Source organism: Synechococcus sp. 63AY4M2, from assembly GCF_002760475.1.
GTDB lineage: Bacteria > Cyanobacteriota > Cyanobacteriia > Thermostichales > Thermostichaceae > Thermostichus.
The window spans coordinates 2,832,525-2,853,735 of record NZ_AXUX01000001.1; the positions used below are offsets into that span (position 1 = coordinate 2,832,525).

Annotated in this window: 18 protein-coding genes and 1 pseudogene; 13 read left to right on the top strand and 6 right to left on the bottom strand. The window is 59.7% G+C overall.

The annotated features are described in order from the left end of the window. On the bottom strand, positions 1–281 hold a 281-nt coding region (locus tag SYN63AY4M2_RS12565; RefSeq protein WP_143597218.1), incomplete at its 3' end, for a helix-turn-helix domain-containing protein. A gap of 64 nt (positions 282–345) precedes the next feature. On the opposite strand from SYN63AY4M2_RS12565, the gene SYN63AY4M2_RS12570 reads away from it, so the two are divergent. Beyond that, positions 346–1,869, top strand: a complete 1,524-nt coding sequence (locus SYN63AY4M2_RS12570; RefSeq protein WP_240527861.1) for a mechanosensitive ion channel — start codon at positions 346–348, stop codon at positions 1,867–1,869. 109 nt (positions 1,870–1,978) lie between these two features. Here the strand turns inward: SYN63AY4M2_RS12570 and cydB are convergent, their stop codons facing one another. Then, positions 1,979–3,028 (bottom strand): cytochrome d ubiquinol oxidase subunit II, encoded by a 1,050-nt coding sequence (gene cydB, locus SYN63AY4M2_RS12575; RefSeq protein ID WP_099813124.1) that lies wholly within the window; start codon positions 3,026–3,028, stop codon positions 1,979–1,981. Between the two features lie 161 nt (positions 3,029–3,189). Further along, on the bottom strand, positions 3,190–4,623 hold the full coding sequence (locus SYN63AY4M2_RS12580; RefSeq protein ID WP_099813125.1) for a cytochrome ubiquinol oxidase subunit I: 1,434 nt from the start codon (positions 4,621–4,623) through the stop codon (positions 3,190–3,192). 457 nt (positions 4,624–5,080) lie between these two features. Between SYN63AY4M2_RS12580 and mfd the strand changes: the two genes are divergently transcribed. The 3 genes from mfd to SYN63AY4M2_RS12595 are packed head-to-tail and all read left to right on the top strand — an operon-like array spanning position 5,081 to position 10,327. Next, positions 5,081–8,509, top strand: coding sequence for a transcription-repair coupling factor (gene mfd, locus SYN63AY4M2_RS12585; RefSeq protein WP_240530569.1), 3,429 nt, complete (start codon positions 5,081–5,083; stop codon positions 8,507–8,509). Positions 8,510–8,555: 46 nt separating this feature from the next. Then, positions 8,556–9,548 (top strand): ABC transporter ATP-binding protein, encoded by a 993-nt coding sequence (locus SYN63AY4M2_RS12590; RefSeq protein ID WP_228375236.1) that lies wholly within the window; start codon positions 8,556–8,558, stop codon positions 9,546–9,548. Further along, positions 9,545–10,327: an ABC transporter permease gene (locus tag SYN63AY4M2_RS12595; protein ID WP_011430591.1), complete on the top strand. Its 783-nt coding sequence runs from the start codon at positions 9,545–9,547 to the stop codon at positions 10,325–10,327. The genes SYN63AY4M2_RS12590 and SYN63AY4M2_RS12595 overlap by 4 nt, the downstream gene beginning before the upstream one ends. A 7-nt stretch (positions 10,328–10,334) precedes the next feature. Here SYN63AY4M2_RS12595 and SYN63AY4M2_RS12600 read toward each other — a convergent pair whose 3' ends face one another. Then, positions 10,335–10,862, bottom strand: coding sequence for an NINE protein (locus SYN63AY4M2_RS12600; protein ID WP_099813127.1), 528 nt, complete (start codon positions 10,860–10,862; stop codon positions 10,335–10,337). A gap of 208 nt (positions 10,863–11,070) precedes the next feature. On the opposite strand from SYN63AY4M2_RS12600, the gene SYN63AY4M2_RS12605 reads away from it, so the two are divergent. Beyond that, the gene (locus SYN63AY4M2_RS12605) at positions 11,071–11,346 is read left to right on the top strand and encodes a hypothetical protein (protein WP_099813128.1); all 276 of its coding nucleotides are present in this window, start codon (positions 11,071–11,073) and stop codon (positions 11,344–11,346) included. 9 nt (positions 11,347–11,355) lie between these two features. Here SYN63AY4M2_RS12605 and SYN63AY4M2_RS12610 read toward each other — a convergent pair whose 3' ends face one another. Both SYN63AY4M2_RS12610 and SYN63AY4M2_RS12615 read right to left on the bottom strand, forming a co-directional pair. Then, complete coding sequence (locus SYN63AY4M2_RS12610; protein WP_228375232.1) at positions 11,356–11,877, bottom strand: MarR family transcriptional regulator; 522 nt, start codon at positions 11,875–11,877, stop codon at positions 11,356–11,358. Between the two features lie 329 nt (positions 11,878–12,206). Continuing rightward, positions 12,207–13,282 (bottom strand): annotated as a pseudogene (locus SYN63AY4M2_RS12615) (transposase). 169 nt (positions 13,283–13,451) lie between these two features. On the opposite strand from SYN63AY4M2_RS12615, the gene SYN63AY4M2_RS12620 reads away from it, so the two are divergent. The 8 genes from SYN63AY4M2_RS12620 (at position 13,452) to carB (ending at position 21,023) form a co-directional block, all read left to right on the top strand. After that, positions 13,452–13,790, top strand: a complete 339-nt coding sequence (locus SYN63AY4M2_RS12620) for a cation:proton antiporter subunit C (protein WP_011430587.1) — start codon at positions 13,452–13,454, stop codon at positions 13,788–13,790. Next, a complete protein-coding gene (locus SYN63AY4M2_RS12625; protein ID WP_011430586.1) occupies positions 13,783–15,273 on the top strand; it encodes a cation:proton antiporter in 1,491 nt (496 codons plus the stop codon). Before SYN63AY4M2_RS12620 ends, SYN63AY4M2_RS12625 begins: the two co-directional genes overlap by 8 nt. Continuing rightward, positions 15,257–15,661: a Na+/H+ antiporter subunit E gene (locus tag SYN63AY4M2_RS12630; protein ID WP_041438403.1), complete on the top strand. Its 405-nt coding sequence runs from the start codon at positions 15,257–15,259 to the stop codon at positions 15,659–15,661. Before SYN63AY4M2_RS12625 ends, SYN63AY4M2_RS12630 begins: the two co-directional genes overlap by 17 nt. Further along, positions 15,658–15,909, top strand: a complete 252-nt coding sequence (locus tag SYN63AY4M2_RS12635; RefSeq protein ID WP_011430584.1) for a hypothetical protein — start codon at positions 15,658–15,660, stop codon at positions 15,907–15,909. The genes SYN63AY4M2_RS12630 and SYN63AY4M2_RS12635 overlap by 4 nt, the downstream gene beginning before the upstream one ends. An 11-nt stretch (positions 15,910–15,920) precedes the next feature. Continuing rightward, positions 15,921–16,202, top strand: a complete 282-nt coding sequence (locus SYN63AY4M2_RS12640; RefSeq protein ID WP_011430583.1) for a monovalent cation/H(+) antiporter subunit G — start codon at positions 15,921–15,923, stop codon at positions 16,200–16,202. Positions 16,203–16,211: 9 nt separating this feature from the next. Continuing rightward, positions 16,212–16,733 (top strand): DUF4040 domain-containing protein, encoded by a 522-nt coding sequence (locus SYN63AY4M2_RS12645; RefSeq protein WP_011430582.1) that lies wholly within the window; start codon positions 16,212–16,214, stop codon positions 16,731–16,733. Next, positions 16,730–17,389 carry a Na(+)/H(+) antiporter subunit B gene (locus SYN63AY4M2_RS12650; protein WP_011430581.1) on the top strand — a complete coding sequence of 220 codons (660 nt, stop codon included), beginning with the start codon at positions 16,730–16,732 and terminating at the stop codon, positions 17,387–17,389. The genes SYN63AY4M2_RS12645 and SYN63AY4M2_RS12650 overlap by 4 nt, the downstream gene beginning before the upstream one ends. Positions 17,390–17,798: 409 nt before the next feature. Then, entirely contained in the window at positions 17,799–21,023 is a 3,225-nt protein-coding gene (gene carB / locus SYN63AY4M2_RS12660) for a carbamoyl-phosphate synthase large subunit (protein WP_099813130.1), read from the top strand. The last annotated feature ends 188 nt before the right edge of the window (positions 21,024–21,211 follow it).

Below are 21,211 nucleotides of genomic sequence, written 5' to 3' on the forward strand. Positions count from 1 at the left end.
CCTAAGCGCTCGCGCAACAGTTCTTGATACTGCCACAGGTAGAAGTCTGGGTGTTCTGTAATAATTGCCATCACTTCCTGCCGATGTTGTTCCAAAATGCCCACTCGCTTGGTGCCTGCTTTCTTAGGGGCTAAATCTTGAGTTTGTTGGTACTGACGCACCCAGCGGTGTACTGTTCTTTTGGTAACCATGAAGCGTTTAGCTACCTGGCGGATGGAGGTGTTACCTGCCTGGTAGGCTGCTACAACTCTTTGCCGCAAATCCAAAGAATGAGTCGGCATTCCTTTCTCTCCTTCCTCTTGAATACCTGTACCCCATTTTAAATTAAAAGGCTGTATCGACTTTATGCCCAATCTCCTGGCGGCGATTGGCATCTTAATTCTGGGTTGGATCGTGGCCAGAGCGGTGGCCTTTGGCGTTCGGGGGCTGCTCAAGCGGACGCAGCTCGATAACCGCTTGGCCGCTTGGATTATGGGCCAAAGGCCCGGCGAGAAGCTGCCGCAAACCGAGCGCTGGGTGGCTGCTGCGGTTTACTGGATCATCCTGGCTTTTGTGTTGGTGGCGGTGCTGAATGCCCTACAGCTTCAGGCCGTCTCCGAGCCGCTCAACAGGTTTTTGGGAGAAATTTTCGTCTATCTGCCGCGGCTGGGTGGAACCCTGGTGCTGCTGGGGGTGGGCTGGGCGGTGGCCACGGTTGCCCGGCTGGCGGTTATCCAAGGGCTGCGGCGCTTTAACTTGGACGAGCGGCTGGCTCAGCCCTTGCAACCGGAAGCAGGAGCAGAGGGGGCTCCAGAGGGAACGGCCGCTAAGCCAGAGGGGGGCGCTAACGAGGTCGCTCCTTTTCTCTTGAATGAAGCCTTGGGCGACGCGCTCTACTGGTTGGTTCTCCTGTTCTTCTTGCCGCTCATCCTGGATACGCTCAACCTGCGGGGGCCGCTGCAGCCGGTACAAAACCTGCTGGATCAAATCCTATCGATGGTGCCGCGCATTTTGGGAGCGGTGGTCATCGGTGTGGTGGGCTGGTTTTTGGCCCGCATCGTACGCGGCCTCATCTCCAATTTGCTAGCCGCAACGGGAGCCAACCGCTTGGGGGCACGCTTTGGCATTCCCCAGCTGGCCCAAACGGTGGGCACAGTGGCCTACGTCTTGGTGTTGATCCCGGCAGTGATTGCCGCCCTCAAGGCCCTGGAAATCCGGGCCATCTCCGATCCAGCGGTGGCGATGCTGGAGCAGGTGTTGCGGGCCATTCCCCGAATTGCAGGATCTGCTCTCATCCTGGCCGTGTTCTACTGGCTGGGGCAGTTTTTGGCTGGCTTGGTGACCCAGTTGCTGCAGGCAATCGGTTTCGACCGCTTGGCTGCCGGCCTTGGTTTGCCCTCGGCCCCTGCTCCTGAAGCTCCCGCCGCCGAAGGGGATCCCTCGGCGTTGGCGAAGCGGCGCACCCCCTCTGAGATTGCCGGCTTGGTGGTCTGGGTGGGCGTGGTCTTGTTCGGGGCGGTGCCGGCGGTGGAGTTGCTGCAGTTTGCCGCTTTGACCGACATCGTCCAGGGGCTGTTGCTGATTTCCGGTCGGGTGCTCATCGGCGCCCTGGTGTTCGGGATCGGCCTTTACCTGGCCAATTTGGCCCATTCCATGATCAAGAGCTTGGGCAACCCCTCCTCAGGGGTGCTGGCCCAGGCGGCGCGGGCGGCCATCCTGGTCTTTGTCGGCGCCATGGCCTTGCAGCAGATGGGCGTGGCCACCGATATCGTGGTGCTGGCCTTTGGCTTGGTGCTGGGCGCGATTGCCGTCGCGGTGGCCTTGGCTTTTGGCTTGGGAGGTCGCGATGTGGCTGCCGAGCAAATCCGGCAGTGGCTTAAGCGGGAGTGAAGTCTTGGAGACGGTTAACCCTGTCTAGCTTCCCAGAGCTGCAAGATAAAAGCCTGCCCCGCCTGGCAAAACGTCCGGCGGGGTTTCAATTGGATTGCGCTGAGACCTTTTAAGCTGCTTCCGGAACTTTGGCCTCTTCTGCTGCTGCTTCCTGCACCACAATTTTGCCGCGGAACACCACGTAGTTGTAGATGTTGTAGGACAAGATAACCGGGATCAAAAAGCCAATAAAGGTAAGCATAAACACCAGCGAACTGGGAGAAGCTGCTGCCTCGTAGATGGTGACGCTGGGAGGAATAATGTTGGGGAAAACCATAAACCCCAGGCCAATAAAAGAAAGGGCAAAGATGAGAAAGGTATAAACCAACACGCTAGTTTCTTCTCGCCGGCGCAGGCTGCGCAGCAACAGAGCCACCAACAAAAGCCCCAAAACGGGGATGGCAGCAAAGATATAGAAAAGAGGAGGCGAGAAAAGTTGGGAGCGCGCTTGCTCCGACATGATGGGGGTGCTGATGGTGATAAACACTGCCCCCAGCAACGTTGTCCAGGTGGCGATGGTTGCCGTTTTGTAGTAGGTTTTCTGGAGTTCCCCCGTGGTCTTCACAATTAAGTAGGCCGAGCCAACTAAGACATAGCCCTGAATCAGGGTGAGGGCCACCAACACTGTCCGCCAGGTCAGCCAATCCCAGGGGCTGCCGGCAAAGTGGCCGGCTTCATCAACGCGGATCCCTTCGAAGACGCTGCCCAAGGCAAACCCCTGGCCCAGCGCCGCCAAAAAGCTACCCACCCCAAAGGCCAGGTTCCAGACCAGCTTGTTGTCGGCGTTTTCCCGAAACTCGAAGGAAACGGCCCGCAAGATCAGGCCCACCACCATGATCACCAGCGGCAGGTAGAGGGCGTTGAGAATGGTGGCGTAGGCGAGGGGGAAGGCCCCGAACAGGGATCCCCCCATCAGCACCAGCCAGGTCTCGTTGGCATCCCAAACATTGCCCAGGCTGGTCATGAGAATGCTGCGGCGCGTTTCGCTGGAGGCCGTCAGGGAGAGGATGCCCACTCCCAAGTCAAATCCATCCAGCAAGACATAAAGGAATAGGAATAGACCGAGGATAAAAAACCAGACTTGCGGCAAAAACTGCTGTAAAGGCTCGAAAGATTCCATCGTCCTTCTCTCCGCTTTGGGTATTTCCAACCAGTTCGAGACATTACCCCCCCTCGCCCTCTGGGAGAGGGGAATTGGAAATCGACGTAACCAACGGCTTGGCTGCTGTTTGGATAAGGAGCCTGCTGTGTCGCCTGGGTTCTGTTGGAGCTGCACCGGCGCTACCGAGCTTCCGCCGGACGGCGATCCGGCTCGTGGCTGGCAGGCTCGATCACGATCACCGGCTGGGTTGCCGGAACGGGGGCAGGCAGCTCCAGATTAGGCCCTTTGCGGATGATGCGGCTGCCAAAGTAAAGAGCGGCCACGAAAAACACCGTGTACAAGGCGCTCAGGCCGACCAAAGAAAACAGCACCTCTCCTGGCGGCAGCGGTGAAGCCGCTTCTGCGGTGCGCAGTTGCCCGTACACAATCCAGGGCTGCCGGCCCACACAGCGGACGATCCAACCGGTCTCCACGGCAATGTAGCCCAGCGGGCCAGCGAAGACCCAGGCCCACATCAGCCACTTCTGCTGGGAGAGGGCCTCCGCCGACAGCTTGCCCCTCAGCCACTGGATTAAGGTAACCCCCATAAGCCCGGCCAGAAAGAGGCCAATGGCCACCATCGTCCTAAAGGAGTAGTAGATCAGGCCAATCAGGTGAGGACGATTTTGCGGCTCCCAAGCCTTCAAACCATAAACCGGTCGATCCAGCCTGGGCTTAAACTCCAGCAGATAGCCCAGCGCGCCAGGGATCTTCACCTCCCACTCGTTGCGCTCCTCTCGGTCGTTGGGCAAGGCCAACAGGCTCCAATCCGCCCGCTCGCCGGCGGGGATCGTCTCCCACTGCGCCTCCATGGCCGCCAGCTTGGCCGGTTGATAACGATACACTTGCTCCGCGCTCAAGTGGCCGATAAACACCTGCAAGGGGGCCACCACCAGAGCCATCGCCAGGACCACTTTGAGGGAACGGGAAAAAAACTCGCCATGCCGCCCCTTGAGGATGTACCAGGCACTGATGCCACCAACCACAAACAAAGAAGTCTCCAGGGTGGCAAAGAACATGTGGAGAAAGCTGTTGAGCATAAAGGGATTAAAAATGGCCTGCAGGTAGTCGCGCACCACAAATTTTCCATCGACAAATACCCCACCTGCCGGCGTCTGCAGCCAAGAGTTGGCCGTCAGGATCCAAAAGGTGGAGAGGTTGGCACCGAAGGCCACTAAGATTGTCGAGATCCAGTGAATGATCGGCGGCACGCGCTCCCAGCCAAAAAGCATGATCCCCAGGAAGCTGGCCTCCAGCATAAAGGCCATTGTGCCCTCAAACCCCAGGACGGTTCCAAAAAAGTCTCCCACTGCTTCCGAAAAAGGGGCCCAGTTCATGCCAAATTGAAAGGCCATCGGCAAGCCTGAGGCCACGCCAATGCCAAAGTTCAACACATAGATCTTCGACCAAAAACGGGCGTGGCGATAGTAATCGAGGTTGCGAGTCTTCAGCCAGAGCCCCTCAATAACCACAAGATAAATAGACATTCCTGTGGTTAAAACCGGCCACAGCATGTGAAAAATGGCCGTGAGGGCAAACTGGAGACGAGAAAGTGCAAGGGTATCTAGAAACATGATTGGCACCAAGTTTGGATGGGCGAATTCGACTTTTCCCGACAATCTCTGCTACAGCTTGTGCAGGCACATCCCTATGTAGGGGGGATATCTTCTCAGCTGCAGACATCCCTACCCATTTGAATGAGGCCGGGAAGGCTATCCTCTTTGTTCCTTCTTCTAAGATCGCATCTTGACCAAGACCATCGATGGGCTGCTCGATTCTAAAGGTTAACTTTAGGATCCTGAGAGGAGGGGTTCTCTTCGTGTAAAGCAGACTACAGAATAAACAGGGTTCTAAACTCGGCAGCCTAGGGATCCGCGTCCGGGCTCCCGAAATGGCTGGTGGAGAGGCGGGAGTAACGTCATGCAAACTGGCCGCAGAGCCTGCCAGAATTGGGATCCCGGCTTGAGTTGGCAGTGTGGGAGGAAAATGTCGTTTGTCCCGCTGGTGCACTTTCTCGCCCGATCGGGCTCGATGCAAGAGTTGGCCGCCCGCTTGAGATCGCGGCGGCGGGCTGCCATTCAGGGGGCAGGTCGGATCGCGAAGGGGCTAGTTGCCTCGGCTTTGGCCCAGCAGGAGGGAAGATCCCTGCTGGTGGTGACTGCCACTTTGGAAGAGGCGGGCCGCTGGACGGCGCAACTGGAGGGCATGGGCTGGGAGAGCGTGCAGCTTTATCCCACCTCCGAGGCTTCCCCTTACGAGCCGTTTGACCTGGAGCCGGAGCTGGTGTGGGGACAATTGCAGGTGCTGGCCGACTGTCTCCAGGGCAGAAAGGGCATGGCCATTGTGGCTACGGAGCGGGCCTTACAACCCCACCTTCCCCCACCAGAGGTGTTTCAGTCCTTCTGCCTCAAGCTGGAACCCGGCGCGGAGCTGTCGCCGCAGCAGTTGGGGCAGCAGTTGAGTCGTCTGGGCTATCAGCGGGTAAGCCTGGTGGAAAGCGAGGGGCAGTGGAGCCAGAGGGGCGATATTCTCGATATTTTCCCGGTGGCCTGCGAGTGGCCGGTGCGCCTGGAGTGGTTTGGCAACGAGCTGGAGCGGCTGCGGGAGTTTGACCCGGTGAGCCAGCGCTCTCAAGACGGGATCCCCTCTGTCTGGCTGACCCCCACCGGCTATGGACCCATCCTCTGGCCGGCGCTCCAGGAAAAGATGGAGCAGCTTTCCCCCGCCCTGCGGCAGCAGCTAGCGCAGGGATCCGCCCCCCCTGAAGGCCTGCGCCGTTTTCTCGGCCTGCTCTACGATCCTCCGGCCAACCTGCTGAGCTACTTGGATCCCGATACTTTGATCCTGATCGACGAGCCGGAGCAGTGCCAGGCCCACAGCCGGCAGTGGCTAGACCACGCCCAAGAGCAGTGGCAGTTGGCCCAGGCTGCCGAGCCGGCTCTGCTCCCCTTCCACCGCCCCTTCGATCTCGAGGCCCCTGAATGGGATCCCTTCCCCCGCCTGTTGGCCCGCGCCTTTGCCAGCTCCGACCCCGCCGAATCCGCCGCCATCGACCTGAAAAGCCGGCCCGTTCCTACCATCCCCCACCAGTTTGGATCCCTGGCCAAAACCCTGCGCGAGTACCGCAAGCAGCAGTTGCAGGTGTGGATCCTCTCTGCCCAGCCCTCCCGCACCGTGGCCCTGCTGCAGGAACACGACTGCCCGGCCCAGTATGTGCCCAACCCCAAAGACTTCCCCGCCATCGAGCGCCAGCTCCAGTCCTACACGCCGGTGGCCCTGAAGTACTCCGGCTTGGCAGATCTGGAGGGGTTTCTCCTGCCCACGCTGGGGTGGGTGGTGCTCACCGACCGCGAGTTTTTCGGCCAGCACAGCCTGGCCACCCCCACCTATGTGCGCAAGCGCCGCCAGGCCAGCTCCCGCCAGGTGGATCCCAACCTGCTCAAGCCGGGGGATTTTGTTGTCCACAAGGCCCATGGCATCGGCCAGTTCTTACGGCTGGAAAGCCTCACCATTGGCGGCGAAACCCGAGAATACCTGGTCATTCAATACAGCGATGGCTTGTTGCGGGTGGCTGCCGACCAGGTCAACTCCCTCTCGCGCTACCGGGCCAGTGGAGATGGGCCCCCTGCACTGCACAAAATGTCCGGCAGCACCTGGGAAAAGACCAAGCAAAAAGTCAAAAAGAGCCTGCGTAAAGTGGCCCTTGACCTGCTGCAGCTCTACGCCAAACGGGCCGAACAGGAGGGCTATGCCTTCCCGCCCGATTCTCCTTGGCAACAGGAGTTTGAGGAGTCTTTTCCCTATCCTCTAACACCGGATCAAATTCGCGCCGTCCAGGAGATCAAGCGGGATATGGAGTCTCCCCGCCCCATGGATCGGCTGCTGTGCGGGGATGTGGGTTTTGGCAAAACGGAAGTGGCCATCCGCGCCATTTTCAAAGCCGTAACCGCCGGCAAACAAGTTGCCCTTTTGGCGCCAACCACCATTCTCACTCAGCAGCACTACCACACCCTCAAAGAGCGCTTTGCCCCCTACCCCATTCAAGTGGGCCTGCTCAACCGCTTCCGCACTCCCGAAGAGAAAAAAGAGATCCTGGCCCGCCTCAAAAGTGGCGAACTCGATGTCATTGTGGGCACCCACCAACTTTTGGGCAAGGATGTGCAGTTTCGCGATTTGGGTCTTCTGGTCATTGACGAAGAACAGCGCTTTGGCGTCAACCAAAAAGAGAAAATTAAACTCCTCAAAACCCAGGTGGATGTGCTCACCCTTACGGCTACCCCCATTCCCCGCACGCTGTACATGGCTTTGTCGGGGTTGAGGGAAATGAGCCTGATCCAGACTCCCCCGCCCTCGCGGCGCCCGATTAAAACTCACCTTTCTCCCTACAATCCTGAGGTCATTCGCACGGCTATCCGCCAAGAGTTGGATCGCGGCGGGCAAGTCTTTTATGTGGTCAACCGCATTGAAGGGATCGAAGAGACCAGCGCCAAATTGCGGGAATGGGTGCCCGGTGCCCGCATTGCCATTGCCCATGGGCAGATGCCGGAAGGGGAGCTGGAAGCGACCATGCTGGCTTTTAACAACGGAGAAATCGATATCTTGGTCTGCACCACCATTATTGAATCCGGTTTAGATATTCCCCGTGTCAACACTATTTTGATCGAAAATGCCCAGGAGTTTGGTCTGGCTCAGCTTTACCAATTGCGAGGACGGGTGGGCCGGGCCGGGATCCAAGCTCATGCTTGGCTGTTCTACCGAGAAGATGGCATCCTCACCGAAGAGGCCCGCAAGCGCCTGCAGGCCATTCAGGAATTTACCCAACTGGGATCCGGCTATCAGTTGGCGCTGCGGGACATGGAAATTCGCGGCATTGGCAACCTCTTGGGAACTCAGCAATCCGGACAACTCAACGCGGTGGGCTTTGATCTCTACTTGGAGATGTTGCAAGAGGCGATTCGAGAAATTCGCGGCCAAGAGATCCCGCAGGTGGAAGACACGCAAATTGACCTCAATATAACGGCCATGATCCCGCAGAGCTATATCCCTGACGAAGATCAAAAGATGCAGGCCTATCGCCAATTGGCGGCTGCCGGCTCTCGGGTCGAACTGTTGCAAATTGCCCAGGAATGGCAGGATCGCTTTGGCCCCTTGCCCAAGCCCACCCAGGAGCTGCTGCGGGTGATGGAGCTGAAGATTTTGGCCCGCACGCTGGGCTTTTCCCGCATTAGGCCGGCCAAGGAGCATGTGCTTTTGGAAACCCCCATGGAGGAGCCGGCCTGGAACCGCCTCAAGGAAGCCCTGCCGGCCCATTTGCAGTCTCGCTTTGTCTATCAGCCGGGCAAGGTGACGGTGCGGGGCCTGGGAATGGTGCCTGCGGCCCAGCAACTGGAGAACCTTTTGCAGTGGCTGGACAAAATGAGCTTGGCCCTGATGGAAGCCCGGATCCCAACAGCCACCTAGTCCTGGCTGCGGGGGGGCTGGGCTCTGCCGTGAGAAACTGGGATGGATGGCCGGCCCTTCTCGGGTGGAACTTTTGCACTCCCTTTTGCCTCGTGTTTGCCCCATGAAGGTTCTAGAAGCCCACCACCTTCAGAAAACCTACCGGCAGGGGGGCAAGGAGGTTCGGGCAGTGGTGGATGTCTCCCTGGCGATTGCGGCAGGGGAGATCCTGGCTTTTCTGGGGCCCAACGGGGCCGGCAAGACCACCACCATCAAGATGATCGCCGGGCTGATCCAGCCCGATGCCGGCAGCGTGCGCATCCTGGGGCGGGATCCCCACGCCGATCCGGGTGCGCTGGCCCAGGTGGGAGCGGTGCTGGAAGGCAATCGCAACCTCTACTGGCGGCTTACCCCCTTGCAAAACCTGGAGTACTTTGGCGTGCTGCGGGGGTTATCCCCCAGAACGGCTCGCCAACGGGGGGCAGAGCTGCTGGAGACCTTTGGCCTGGGGGAGAAGCGGGATGTTGCCGTGCAAACCCTTTCGCGGGGTATGCAGCAGAAGGTGGCCATTGCTGTTGCCCTTCTGCACCAGCCGGCTCTGCTGTTGCTGGATGAGCCTACCTTGGGGTTGGATGTAGAAGCCGCCCAAGCGGTGAAATCCTTGATCCGCCAAATTGCCGCTTCAGGTCGGGCCATTCTCCTCACCACCCACCAACTGGATATAGCCGAGGCGCTCTCAGACCAAGTGGCTGTGATCGAGCGGGGGATAATTATTGCCCAAGCTCCCACGCAGGAGATGATCCGGCAGTTTGCCGGCGCCGCCGGCTCTTACCGGATTGAGTTGGAGCAGAAGCTGGATCCCAGCCGGGCGGAACGCCTGGCCCAGCAAGGGGTGGAGATCCTGGGATCCCATCAGCTGCGCTTCAGCGGCTCCTCGGAGACTTTGTATCAGGTGCTGGAGATCCTCAAGCCCTTGCCCTTGCTCAGGATCAAGCGCGAGGAAGCGGATCTCACCCACATTTTCCTCAAGCTGTTGAAAAGGAGAAGGGAGCAGGGATGAGGCCACTGCTGTACCTATTTTGGGCCGAGCTGAAGCGGGCCTGGATCCAGTACATCCGCTATCCGGCAGAAGCCCTGGGCGGGATCCTGATCACCACTTTTTTCTTCTATGCCCTCTTTGCCGGCGCTCAGTATGTGGCGGGGCCGGCCTCGCAGTTTGGACAACGGCTGGATGCGGTGGTGATTGGCTATGTGCTCTGGACGCTGGTCATTTTTGTGGTCAACGACATTGCCCTCAACCTGCAGGTGGAAGCCCAGACAGGCACCTTGGAGCAGGTGTTGCTCTCGCCCTTTTCGGCGGCCACCCTGTTTTTGGCGCGGGCCTGCGCCAGCTTGGTGCTGCGCTTTTCAACCGTTGTCGTTATCTTGGGGATCATCCTGTTGCTTACCGGCAGCCGGCTGCACTTTCCCCCCACCCTGTTGTTGCCGTTGGCGAGCGTGGTGCTGGGGGCCTATGGCTTCTCGTTTTTGCTGGGATCCGCCGCCTTGATTTGGAAGCGCATCCAACAACTGTTGATCCTCAGCCAATTTGGCCTGCTGTTTCTGTTGGCCACCCCCACAGAAGAGTGGTCGGGATCCCTGAAGTGGCTGGGACAGATGCTGCCCATGACGGCGGGGGCCGGCTTGCTGCGAGATGTGATGGTGCGGGAGGCGGGTTTGGATCCCTTGCGGCTGCTCATGGCTCTGGCCAGCGGCGTGTTCTACTTCGCCTTGGGGCTGCTGGCCTTTCGCCGGGCGATGCAGCTAGCCAAACAGCGCGGCATCCTGGGATCCCAGTAGGACGTTGTCAGAGGGAGCGTCGGTCGCCAGGGGAGCGCAACAGGTGAGGGAAGTGGTACTCCACGGCGCCGGTGGTTAGGTTGTTCTCGGGGGAGGCGATGCCCCGGCGGCTCAGCTCTCGCAGCGCCTTTTCAATCTCGTCAAAATCAGCAGGCAGTTCGATGGCGATCTCCGAGAGGGTGAGGATCCCCTGCCGCTGCTGCGCCAGCCGCAGGATCTCCCGCATCAAAGCCTGACCCTTCAAAGGCTGAGGCGGCGCCGAGACCCCCTTGGCGGGAGCCGGAGAGGGGCGGATCCCCTGCAAGACGGCCAGCTTGAAGTTGTGGTCGTCCACCATGCCTGGGATCAGAAACAGGTCGATCAACTGGCCAAAGCCCAAGAGCCCAAAGGTCAAAAGCCAGAGAAGGCCCGTCACAGTCTTGCCCAAGTAGAGGCGATGGACACCGCAGATGCCGAATATGCCCAGCGCCCAGAGGAGATAGGCAATACCGACCGATTTGGGCTCGGCGGGGAGCAGCAGGTAGCGAGAGCTCATAGGGACTCGTCCAGAAGAGGTGGGGCAGGTAACCCTAGTCTGCCATCTTTTGCGTTGGACAACCCTCCTTCCCCTGTCCTAAAAAGCAGGCCTGGATGTGGCTTCAAGCAGAAAAGAGCCTGAAAATGGGATCCAACCCTTCCATCTTGCAAAACTTCGTCACACTGAGGAAGCGGGGGTCACGCCTACCGAAGGCCAAGGAAGCTCGATGCTTGAGCCCATCTTGATCGGGTTGAGTGCTGTGCTCTGGGGCCTCCTCTGGGGCTACGCCACGCTGCTGGTCCTGCTGGTGAACTTCAAAGAACAGGGATCCGTTTACGCCTACCCCATGCAGGCCGTGCTGGATCGCTTTGTGGAATCGCTGGGGCTGGGCTGGCTTAAGGATCTACATGCCATGCAACTGCAGCCGCTGCGCCGGATTAGCTACGCCCTCTTTGCCGCCGTTACCCTGGGCGTCGTCTTGATGCTCTGGGTCTTGGGGTAAGAGGCCTCCTCAACAATCCTGGGTCTGCCCCCGAGGGAGATGGAAAATAGACTGCAGCTTTTTCAGGCAAGCCTGGATCTGGGCCATCTCTTCTGGATCCAACTTCTGAAAGCGCTCCTTTAGGTAGGCCACATGGGCCGGGAAAACCTGCTCAAACAGTTTTTCCCCCTCTTCGGTAAGCACGATCTTGAAGCAGCGGCGGTTTTCTGGGGGTACCTCGCGGCGCACCAACCCCTTCTGCTCCAGGCGATCCACGATCCCGGTCAGCGTCCCCTTGGTAACCAGTGTCTTCTGGGCCAGGACATTCATCGTCAGGCCGGGGGTGTTGCCGAGGGTTACCAACACGTCAAATTGGGGGGCAGTCAGCCCCATCTGCCGAATGTGAGCGCCGGCGTAATTTTCAAAGGCTTGGTAAGCCCGTGCCAGATCCCTCAGCAGCCCCAAAAAAGGCTCCCGCGCCGCCACCACCGAGGGCTTGAGGGCCTCGCCTTGGGGAAGCGGAGAGGACAGAGACTCAGCAGAACTGGGCATCGCTGCAGATCGTCGAACGAGACTAATCCATCCGACAAGAACAGTTTTGGCTTCATGATAGCCGACTGCAATATAGTCCTAATGCAAATTGACGGCCATTACGCCAACTCCATGAAGCTATTCCATCCCAAGGCAGCGTACAAGAGCTCTCTCCATATCCAGAGGGGGCTTAGGGAAGCGGGGCGAAGACCGGAAACGGCCCAGTGTGTTTCCAGCTTATTTTCAGCGACCTCGAGCCTCAGCCCTGGGGATCCCGGCTGCGTCTGGGCGGATCCCTCGGACGAGATGTCGCCATCTGGCTGCTGCGGCTGCGGAAGTTGGATAGTAAACTACCCGACTCCGACCGCCCCCCTTCCCCCCGTATACGGGGGGATGTAGGGCGGCTGGTTTACAGCAGCCCCCAAAAGTGCAATGACATAGGCGCTACGCTTCGCTGATGCTAACGCTCCGTTGTAGTCTGCGTCCCACCACAACCTTCACCCCAGCCCGCAGCGCCTTGTAGTACACAAACTGCCTCAGTTGATAGAACGCCCAACTATTGGACCGCCGACGCTCGGTTTTGTTGCGCGGCTGTGAGTTGACACGCTCTCTGATTCCAGTGAGGTCTGCCCAGGCAATCGTGCTATCGGTCGCCTTTGCCCTGGAAACAATAGCCTTGGAGATGCAGGGATTGACCCAGGTTTGCAAGCGTCTCTCCTGACCAGACAGCCGTTGCAGCAGTTCCCGACATCTCCGCCGTGAACTGCGTCTGCCCTGACTGGCTTTTTGTTGGAGGATCGCTCTCAACCAGAAGTAGTGGTCTCTGACCTGGTTCAACGGCTGTCCATGCCAGTTATCCCCCTCTGAGGTGTGTGCAATGTCTTTTCTACCCAAGTCCACCCCCATGACCTTGGCGGTGTTTTGCGGCTCCGGCAGGTCATGCTCCACACAAATCTGGATGGAGTAAGAACCCTCTTTGCGTTTGACCACCGTGGCCGATTGGGGATTGGTGCCGGCCAGCATCCCTCGTTGATAGTTGCCGATGGACAGCTCCAACCGTTCCCGCCCCTCAACGGTGGTGAGCGATACTGTCCAGTCTTTCGCTCGGAAGGAGAAGATGCGGGCAGCGTAGGTCACGAAGCCCGCCTTGAAGGCTTTGACCGGACGGTTTTTTCTGGCTGGCAGTCTTGCGGGCAGATACCACCCATCTGCATACCTGTTGTGCCAGGTTGCTGGATAGGCCAAAGCGGGCACGGATGTCGCGGTAACCCAGAGATTGGAGCTTAAGGGCGTTGAGGATCTTCTCCGGCGTGTTTTGGTTGACCCAGTTCAAGGCCTGCACAAAGGCGTCCAGAGTCGCATCCAGCTTGGCGGCTTGGGAATTAGATACCTTGAGCTTGCAGGAGATGGTCAGGACTTGAGTCATGCTGTGATGGTACATCAACAGACCGCATTTCTCCCGTCACTGACCGGCCCGGCCCCCGGCCCCCCAGTCCCCCCGTATACGGGGGGGATATAGGGGGGTACGGAGCAGGGCTCCTGCGGCTTCTAGCTGAATGGAAAATCACCATCGAGGCTCAAACGGCAAGGTACCCATGGCACACGCTGCAATTATCCTTACGATCCTGCTGGGCTTTTGGGGAGTGGTGGTCAAGCGCAATCTGATCATGAAAATCTTGGCCATGGATGTGATGAGCACCGGGGTCATCGCCTTTTTTGTCATTTGGGCCGCCCGCACCGGCGTGTTCACTCCCATCTACAAGCCCTGGCGCCAGGTGGACTATGCCGACCCGGTTCCGCAAGGAATCATCCTCACGGCCATCGTCATCGGCCTGTCGGTACAAGCCCTGATGTTGGTGGGGGTGATGAAGCTGTCCCGCGATCATCCCACCTTGGAAGTGGAGAGTATTGAGCAGGCGGTAGCTGATGACTGAGCTGACGACCGAACTGACGTTGGTCTGGGTGGCACTGCCCTTTTGGCTGGCCTTTGCCACCTACTTGCTGCCGGCTTTGACCCGTCCCAGCCTGGTCATCATGGCTGGACTGACGATAGCCTACGCAGTGCAGCAGGGAGGCCTGCCAGGGGCAACTGCTGCGCCGTTGGAGCTCCAGTTGCTGGATCACTTCGGGGTGACGTTGCGGATCGATGGCAACGCCGCGGCCATGCTCCTGGCCCATGGCCTGGTCACCCTTGGGGTGGCCCTGTATTTGGATCGGCGCTTTGTGGGCAGCCGCTTTCTGGCCATGCAGTTGCTGATCGTCCACGGCAGCGCCAACGCCGTCGTCATCAGCGCTGACCTGATCAGCGTCTATGTGGCCCTGGAGGTGCTCAGCATCGGCGTGTTTTTGCTGCTCACCTACAGTCGCCGAGCAGAGTCCCAGCCGATCCTGGGGGAAAGCGCCCCGCACCGCTCTCGCGACCGTCAGCTCTGGGTGGGGCTGCGCTACCTGTTCATGAGCAATGTGGCCATGCTCCTCTACCTGGTGGGATCCATGCTGGTCTATGTGCGCACCGGATCCCTGGCGATGAGCGGCTTGGCCCTGGCCGACCCCACGGCTCTTGCCTTGATTGCCGTTGGCCTTCTGGCCAAGGGGGCAGTCTTCGTCGCCGGCCTGTGGCTGCCCCTCACCTACGCCACTGCCGATCCTGTCATTGCGGCGGTGCTCAGCGGTTTTACTACAAAAGCAGGCGCCATGGCCCTTGTGCGCTGCAGCGAGTTCTCGCCCGTCTTGGCGCAGGGGCTGCCCTACTTCAGCGCAGGCGCGGCGGTCTTTGGGATCCTTCTGGCTTTGATGGCCAGCACGCCCCAGCGCCTTTTGGCCTGGAGCTCGGTGTCGCAGATGGGATTTGTCATCGCTGCACCCCAGTGGGCGGGTTTGTACGGCCTGGCCCATGGGCTGGCGAAGCCCTTGTTGTTTGTCGGGGCTGCGATAACCAATCGCTGGCGCTGGTCGCTGCTGATCTTGGGGACGGCCTCGCTGGCGGGGGTGCCCGGCACTTTGGGCTATGCAGCCAAGGCCCTTAGCTTGTCAGCTCTGGATCCCTGGCACGAGTGGCTGCTGGTGGGGGTTACTGTCGGCACCACCTGCATAGCCGTGCGGGTGCTGCGAGCTTTTCCTTCTCAAACAAACGGGGACACTACCCCGGCAGCCGGTTGGCCAGACAAGGTGGCCCTAGTCCTTTGGGGCGGGGGCTTGCTCTGGTTCTGGCTGCCAGCGGCCTATGACGTCGATAATCTCATCAAGGCGTTCCTTAGCTTGGGCCTCGGGATCCCGCTGGGCTGGTTTTGGGAGCGAATTCCTGTGAAGGGATGGCGTCTGGATGAAGGGCTAGAGGCAGTGGTGGGCGGCTTGAGCGTGGTGTTGGTGCTGGCCTGGATTCTGCTAAGTGGAGTGAACCATGTGGCGCTACCCTGAGTTGGGCTTGCTGGAAATTGGCCTGCGGCTTTTGATTTGGTTTTTGCTGACGGGTAATCTGAGTTGGGACAATGTGGCCATCGGGGTGGCGGCGACGCTGCTGCTGCCTCGGCAGGCCTCTGCGCCGGTGCGGTGGCGGGATTGGGGGCGGGTGCTCAGGGAGATCGTTTTCGCCGTTCCGAAAGCTTACTGGGAGGCCTTTGAGATGATCCTCAGACCCCACACCGTAGAGGAGGTTGTATACAAACAAACTCTCCCCAATCGTTCGGCGGGACTAGTGTTTCTCGACATCTTTTTGATTACTTTTACGCCCAAAACCATTGTGCTCAATTGCGATGCCCAAGGCACCTACGAGGTGCATCTGCTCAAGCCGCGGGAGGAGGCGTGAATCTACTGCTGTTTCTGCTGACTTTGACCCTATGCCTGCCGCTGTATGCCGCCTGGCTGAAGGAGGATATTTGGCAGACGATGCTGGCTTTTGCCAGCTTATCGACCAAGACGGCCATCCTGGTTTTGGTGGTATCTGTGGTGCGGGATGACTGGATGATCGGGATTGTGGGGGTCTTGATTTTGTCGGTGGGCAATGCAGCCCTAATGCTGCTGGCCCACGTGCTCAAGCGCTTGGAAATGCTTTAAGGGGAATCAACATGGAAGTTTTGGTGGAGGCTCTCAGCTATCTTCTGTTTGGGATCGGGGTGCTGTTTTGGCTGTGGGGAACAGCGCCGCTCCTTGGGGATCGCTCGATTTTGTTTAAGCTGCACGGCCTTTCGGTGTCGGACACGCTGGGATCCATGAGCATCATGCTGGGGCTGTTGCTGCGGATCCCAAGGGAGTGGCCTCTGCTGGTGTTGGCCCTGATTTCCTTGGCCATTTGGAACACCATCTTGGGCTATGTGCTGGCCTTTTGCTCGCAGCGCAAGTCCCTATAGGAGGACAGGATGGAAGAGACTTTGTTGCTGGTGATCGCCCTGCTGTTGCCCTTGACGGCTGCCTTGGTGGTGACCCAGACCAATCCCTATCATGCCTTGGTGATGCGCGGCATTCTGGGATCCATCGCTGCTCTGATCTATGCCTTGTTTGGGGCGGCGGATGTGGCGCTTACTGAGGCGCTGGTGGGCACCATGCTGTCCATTACGCTCTATGCCATCGCGGTGCGTTCCTCGTTGAGTATGCGCTTGGGCGTTCTCGAAGACAGTCCTCTGTTGGCGGCCAGGACCTCAGCAGCACAGCAGTTGTTACAGCAGATGCGCCAAGGGCTACAGCAGTACCACATGCGTCTGGAGTTGGCCGTCTATGGAAGTGCAGAGGCGTTGTTGGCTGCCCTTCACAGCCGGGAGGTGCACACCATTGCCCTTGAGCCCGATGAGGAGGTGGCAGAGTATCGCTTGGTAACGCGCGTGCCCCGCCTGCAGGCCATCTTGACGCAACAAGCCCTGCTTTCTGAGGTCCTCCTGCCATGAGGTGGTTGTACGGGGTGGCGGCGCTGCTGGCAGCCTTGCAGCTCATGGTTGCCGACGCGGGAGCTGTTTCTCCTGCCTTTGAGCCTGTGGCGGTTCTGGCCGGAGAAAGCGGCGTGCCCAATACGGTGACGGGCTTGATCCTGCGCAACCGCCTTTACGACACCGTCTTTGAAGTCGTCGTGTTTTCTACGGCCATTCTGGGCGCGCAGTACCTGCTGGCGGATGAGCGACCGACGGCCAATGTAGCTCAGTTTACCGATATTCCCTCAATTGTGTTGGCGCGGGTGGGGGCCACCATCTCCGCTCTGATTGGGGTGGAGCTGGCCATTCGGGGTCACCTGACGCCGGGCGGGGGGTTTGCTGCCGGCGTGGCGGGAGGAACGGCGATTGGCTTGGTGGCGATCACCGCCTCTTCGACCTGGATGGAGGCCATCTACAAGCGGTGGCAAGCCGCGATGTGGGAGAAGCTGTCGGTGGTGACGTTTATCGGGGTGGCTGTAATCGCCCTGGCCGGTTGGGAACTACCCAAGGGCGAGCTGGGGGCACTTTTTAGCGGCGGCTGGATCCCAATCCTCAACATTTTGGTGGCCATCAAGGTGGCGCTGGGATCCTGGGCGGCGATTTTAATTTTTATTCGCTACCGCGGCTTGTTATGAAGGCTCGAACGGGTTGATAACGCTCGTGTCAAGCCAATACATCGTGGGCGGTGTTATCTTCTTGCATCCGCTCGAAGTCCGAATCTTCACCAATGTTTGGGATCGATCCGAGCACTTGGCAAAGGACTTTTTTGCAAGTTGGAGTAAGACTTGCTTGAGGATTTTGCGATGTTCGGCTTCTGCACTCCCACCGTCAGGCCTAGCCCTTTCTTTCAGAACTTTGACAATGGCCCCATCAACGTTGCGAACAATTGGAGTGGCCGTAGAGCGTCTCCTCGATCGGCAGATCCATGGATGGCTTTGCCGCAAAGATAGCGTTGACAGCAGGACGTTTCCCTGTCCGTTGAGCAACTTGACCTGCAGGCGACCTCTACAATAGAAGGCTGACCCTGCCACCCCTGGGATCCCTATGCCGCGCCGTACCGACATTCACAAGATCTTGCTCATCGGAGCGGGGCCGATCGTCATTGGCCAAGCCTGCGAGTTCGACTACTCCGGCACCCAAGCCTGCAAAGCCCTGCGAGAAGAGGGCTACGAGGTGATCTTGGTCAACTCCAACCCGGCCACCATCATGACGGATCCCAGTATGGCGGATCGCGTCTACATCGAGCCGGTGACGGCGGACTTCGTGGCCCAGATCATCGAGCGGGAGCGCCCCGATGCCCTGCTGCCCACCATGGGGGGACAGACGGCCCTCAATGTAGCGGTGGAGCTGGCCCGGCGCGGGATCTTGGACCAGTACGGGGTGGAGCTGATCGGGGCCAAGCGGGAGGCCATCGAAAAAGCCGAGGATCGGGAGCTGTTTAAGCAGGCGATGCAGCGGCTTGGCCTGGCGGTGCCGCGCTCGGGGCTGGCCCGCAGCCTGGCCGAAGCCAAGCAGATCGCTCACGAGATCGGCTATCCCCTCATCATCCGCCCCGCCTATACCCTGGGGGGCACAGGGGGAGGGGTGGCCTACAACCAAGAAGAATTTGAAGAGATCTGCGCCGCCGGCCTGGAGGCCAGCCCGGTCTCTCAGATCCTGGTGGAGGAGTCGGTGATCGGCTGGAAGGAGTTTGAGTTGGAGGTGATGCGGGATCTGGCGGACAACGTGGTGATCATCTGCTCGATTGAAAACATCGACCCCATGGGGGTTCACACTGGCGACTCCATCACCGTGGCCCCGGCGCAGACCCTCACCGACAAGGAGTACCAGCGGCTGCGCGACTACGCCATCGCCATCATGCGCGAGATTGGGGTGGAAACCGGGGGATCCAACGTGCAGTTTGCCGTCAACCCCGCCAACGGCGAGGTGCGGGTGATCGAGATGAACCCGCGGGTTTCCCGCTCTTCTGCTTTGGCCAGCAAGGCCACTGGGTTTCCCATTGCCAAGATCGCCGCCAAGCTGGCCGTAGGCTACACGCTGCCGGAGCTCCCCAACGACATCACCCGCAAAACCCCGGCCAGCTTCGAGCCCACCCTTGACTATGTGGTCACCAAGATCCCCCGCTTTGCCTTTGAAAAGTTTCCTGGGGCAGAGCCCGTTTTGACAACCCAGATGAAGTCGGTGGGGGAGGCGATGGCCATTGGCCGCACCTTCCAGGAGTCCATCCAGAAGGCCTTGCGATCCCTGGAGATCGACCGCCCCGGCTTTGGCAGCGACAGGCCGGAAGTCTTCCCAACCCCAGAGGAGGTGCGGGCCAACCTGCGCACCCCCAACCCCTTGCGCCTCTTGACCATCCGCACGGCTCTGCTCATGGGCTTTTCCGTTCAGGAAATTGCTCAGCTTACCCACATCGATCCCTGGTTTATCGACAAGCTGCAGGAGCTGGTGGAGGTGGAGCAGGTCCTCAAGGGGCGGGAATTGGGATCCCTGACGGCTGAGGATCTGCGCCACCTTAAGCAAATGGGCTTCAGCGACCGGCAGATCGCCCACCTGACCGGCTCCAGGGAAGCCCAGGTGCGGGCCCGTCGCCAGAGCTTGGGGGTGATCCCCACCTACAAGACGGTGGACACCTGCGCCGCCGAGTTCGAGGCCGCTACCCCCTACCAGTACTCCACCTACGAGAGCGAATCCGAGATCTTTCCCACCACCAAGCCAAAGGTGATGATTCTGGGGGGCGGCCCCAACCGCATCGGCCAAGGGATCGAATTCGACTACTGCTGCTGCCACGCCGCCTATGCCCTCAGCCGCCTGGGGTATGAGACCCTCATGGTCAATTCCAACCCAGAAACCGTTTCCACCGACTACGACACCGCCGATCGCCTCTACTTCGAGCCCCTGACCCATGAGGAAGTGATGAACCTGGTGGAAGCGGAGCAGCCGCTGGGCCTAATCGTGCAGTTTGGCGGCCAAACCCCCCTGAAGCTGGCCCAGGGGCTGGCAGCAGCCCAGGCCCCCATCTGGGGCACCTCTCCTGACTCCATCGACATAGCCGAGGATCGCGGCCGCTTTGGGCGCCTGCTCCAGGAATTGGGGATCCGCCAGCCGGCCCACGGCATTGCCCGCAGCGTGGAAGAAAGCCTGGAGATTGCCCGCCGCATCGGCTACCCGGTGGTGGTGCGGCCCAGCTATGTGCTGGGGGGGCGGGCCATGGAGATTGTCTACTCGGATCAAGACCTGCGGCGCTACATGCAGCTAGCCGTGGCGGTGGATCCCGACCGTCCCGTGCTGGTGGACCAGTTTCTGGAAGACGCGGTGGAGGTGGATGTGGATGCCATTGCCGACCACACCGGGGCTGTAACCATTGGCGGGATCCTGGAGCACATCGAGCAGGCCGGGATCCACTCGGGCGACTCCGCCTGTGTCTTGCCCAGCCGCACTCTCAGCCCTGCTGTGCTGCAGGTGATCCGCGACTGGACGGTGAAGTTGGCCCAAGCTCTCAAGGTGGTGGGGCTCATTAACGTCCAATACGCCGTCCAGAAAGAGCAGGTTTACGTTCTGGAAGCCAACCCGCGCGCTTCCCGCACCGTGCCGTTTGTCAGCAAAGCCATTGGCCACCCCCTGGCCGCCTACGCTGCCCAGGTGATGAGCGGCAAAACCCTGGCAGAGCTGGGCTTTACCCAGGAGGTGATCCCGCCCTACGTGGCTGTTAAGGAAGTGGTGCTGCCGTTTCACAAGTTCCCCGGCACCGACACGCTGCTGGGGCCGGAGATGCGCTCTACTGGGGAGGTGATGGGCATTGACACCGACTTTGGCCGCGCCTTTGCCAAAGCGCAACTGGCTGCCGGCCAGGACCTGCCCCTAGAGGGCACGGTGTTCATCAGCGTCAGCGACCGCGACAAGCAGGCGGTGATCCCGGTGGCCCAAGAGTTTGTCCAGCTGGGCTTTCGCCTGCTGGCCACTGCCGGCACCCAAAAAGTGCTGGCCGAGCACGGGATCCCGGTCGAGAAGGTGCTCAAGCTGCACGAGGGCCGGCCCCACGTCATCGACGCCATCAAAAACCGCCAGATTCAGCTCATCGTCAACACCCCTTCTGGCGGCGAAGCCCAACAGGATGCGCAGAAGATCCGCCGCACCGCCCTGGCCTACAAGATCCCTTTGGTCACTACTCTGGCTGGAGCCAGGGCTACCGCCGCCGCCATCCGCGCTCTGCAGTCAGGATCCCTGGGGGTGAAGTCCCTGCAGGAGTTTCACGCCGAAATTGGGCGATAGGAGCCTGCCGGGGTTGCTTTTCTGAAGAAATCCTTAAGACCTCCACCTTAAGAAATCCTGAAGTTCTCGACTGCAAAAACTGGCTCTTGAGGCCTGGGAAAAGGGGTGGAATATAAACTGCAATACTAATCTGCATGTTTGTATCGATAAATCAATTTATTTCACATTTTGGCTGCAGACGTTAGGTA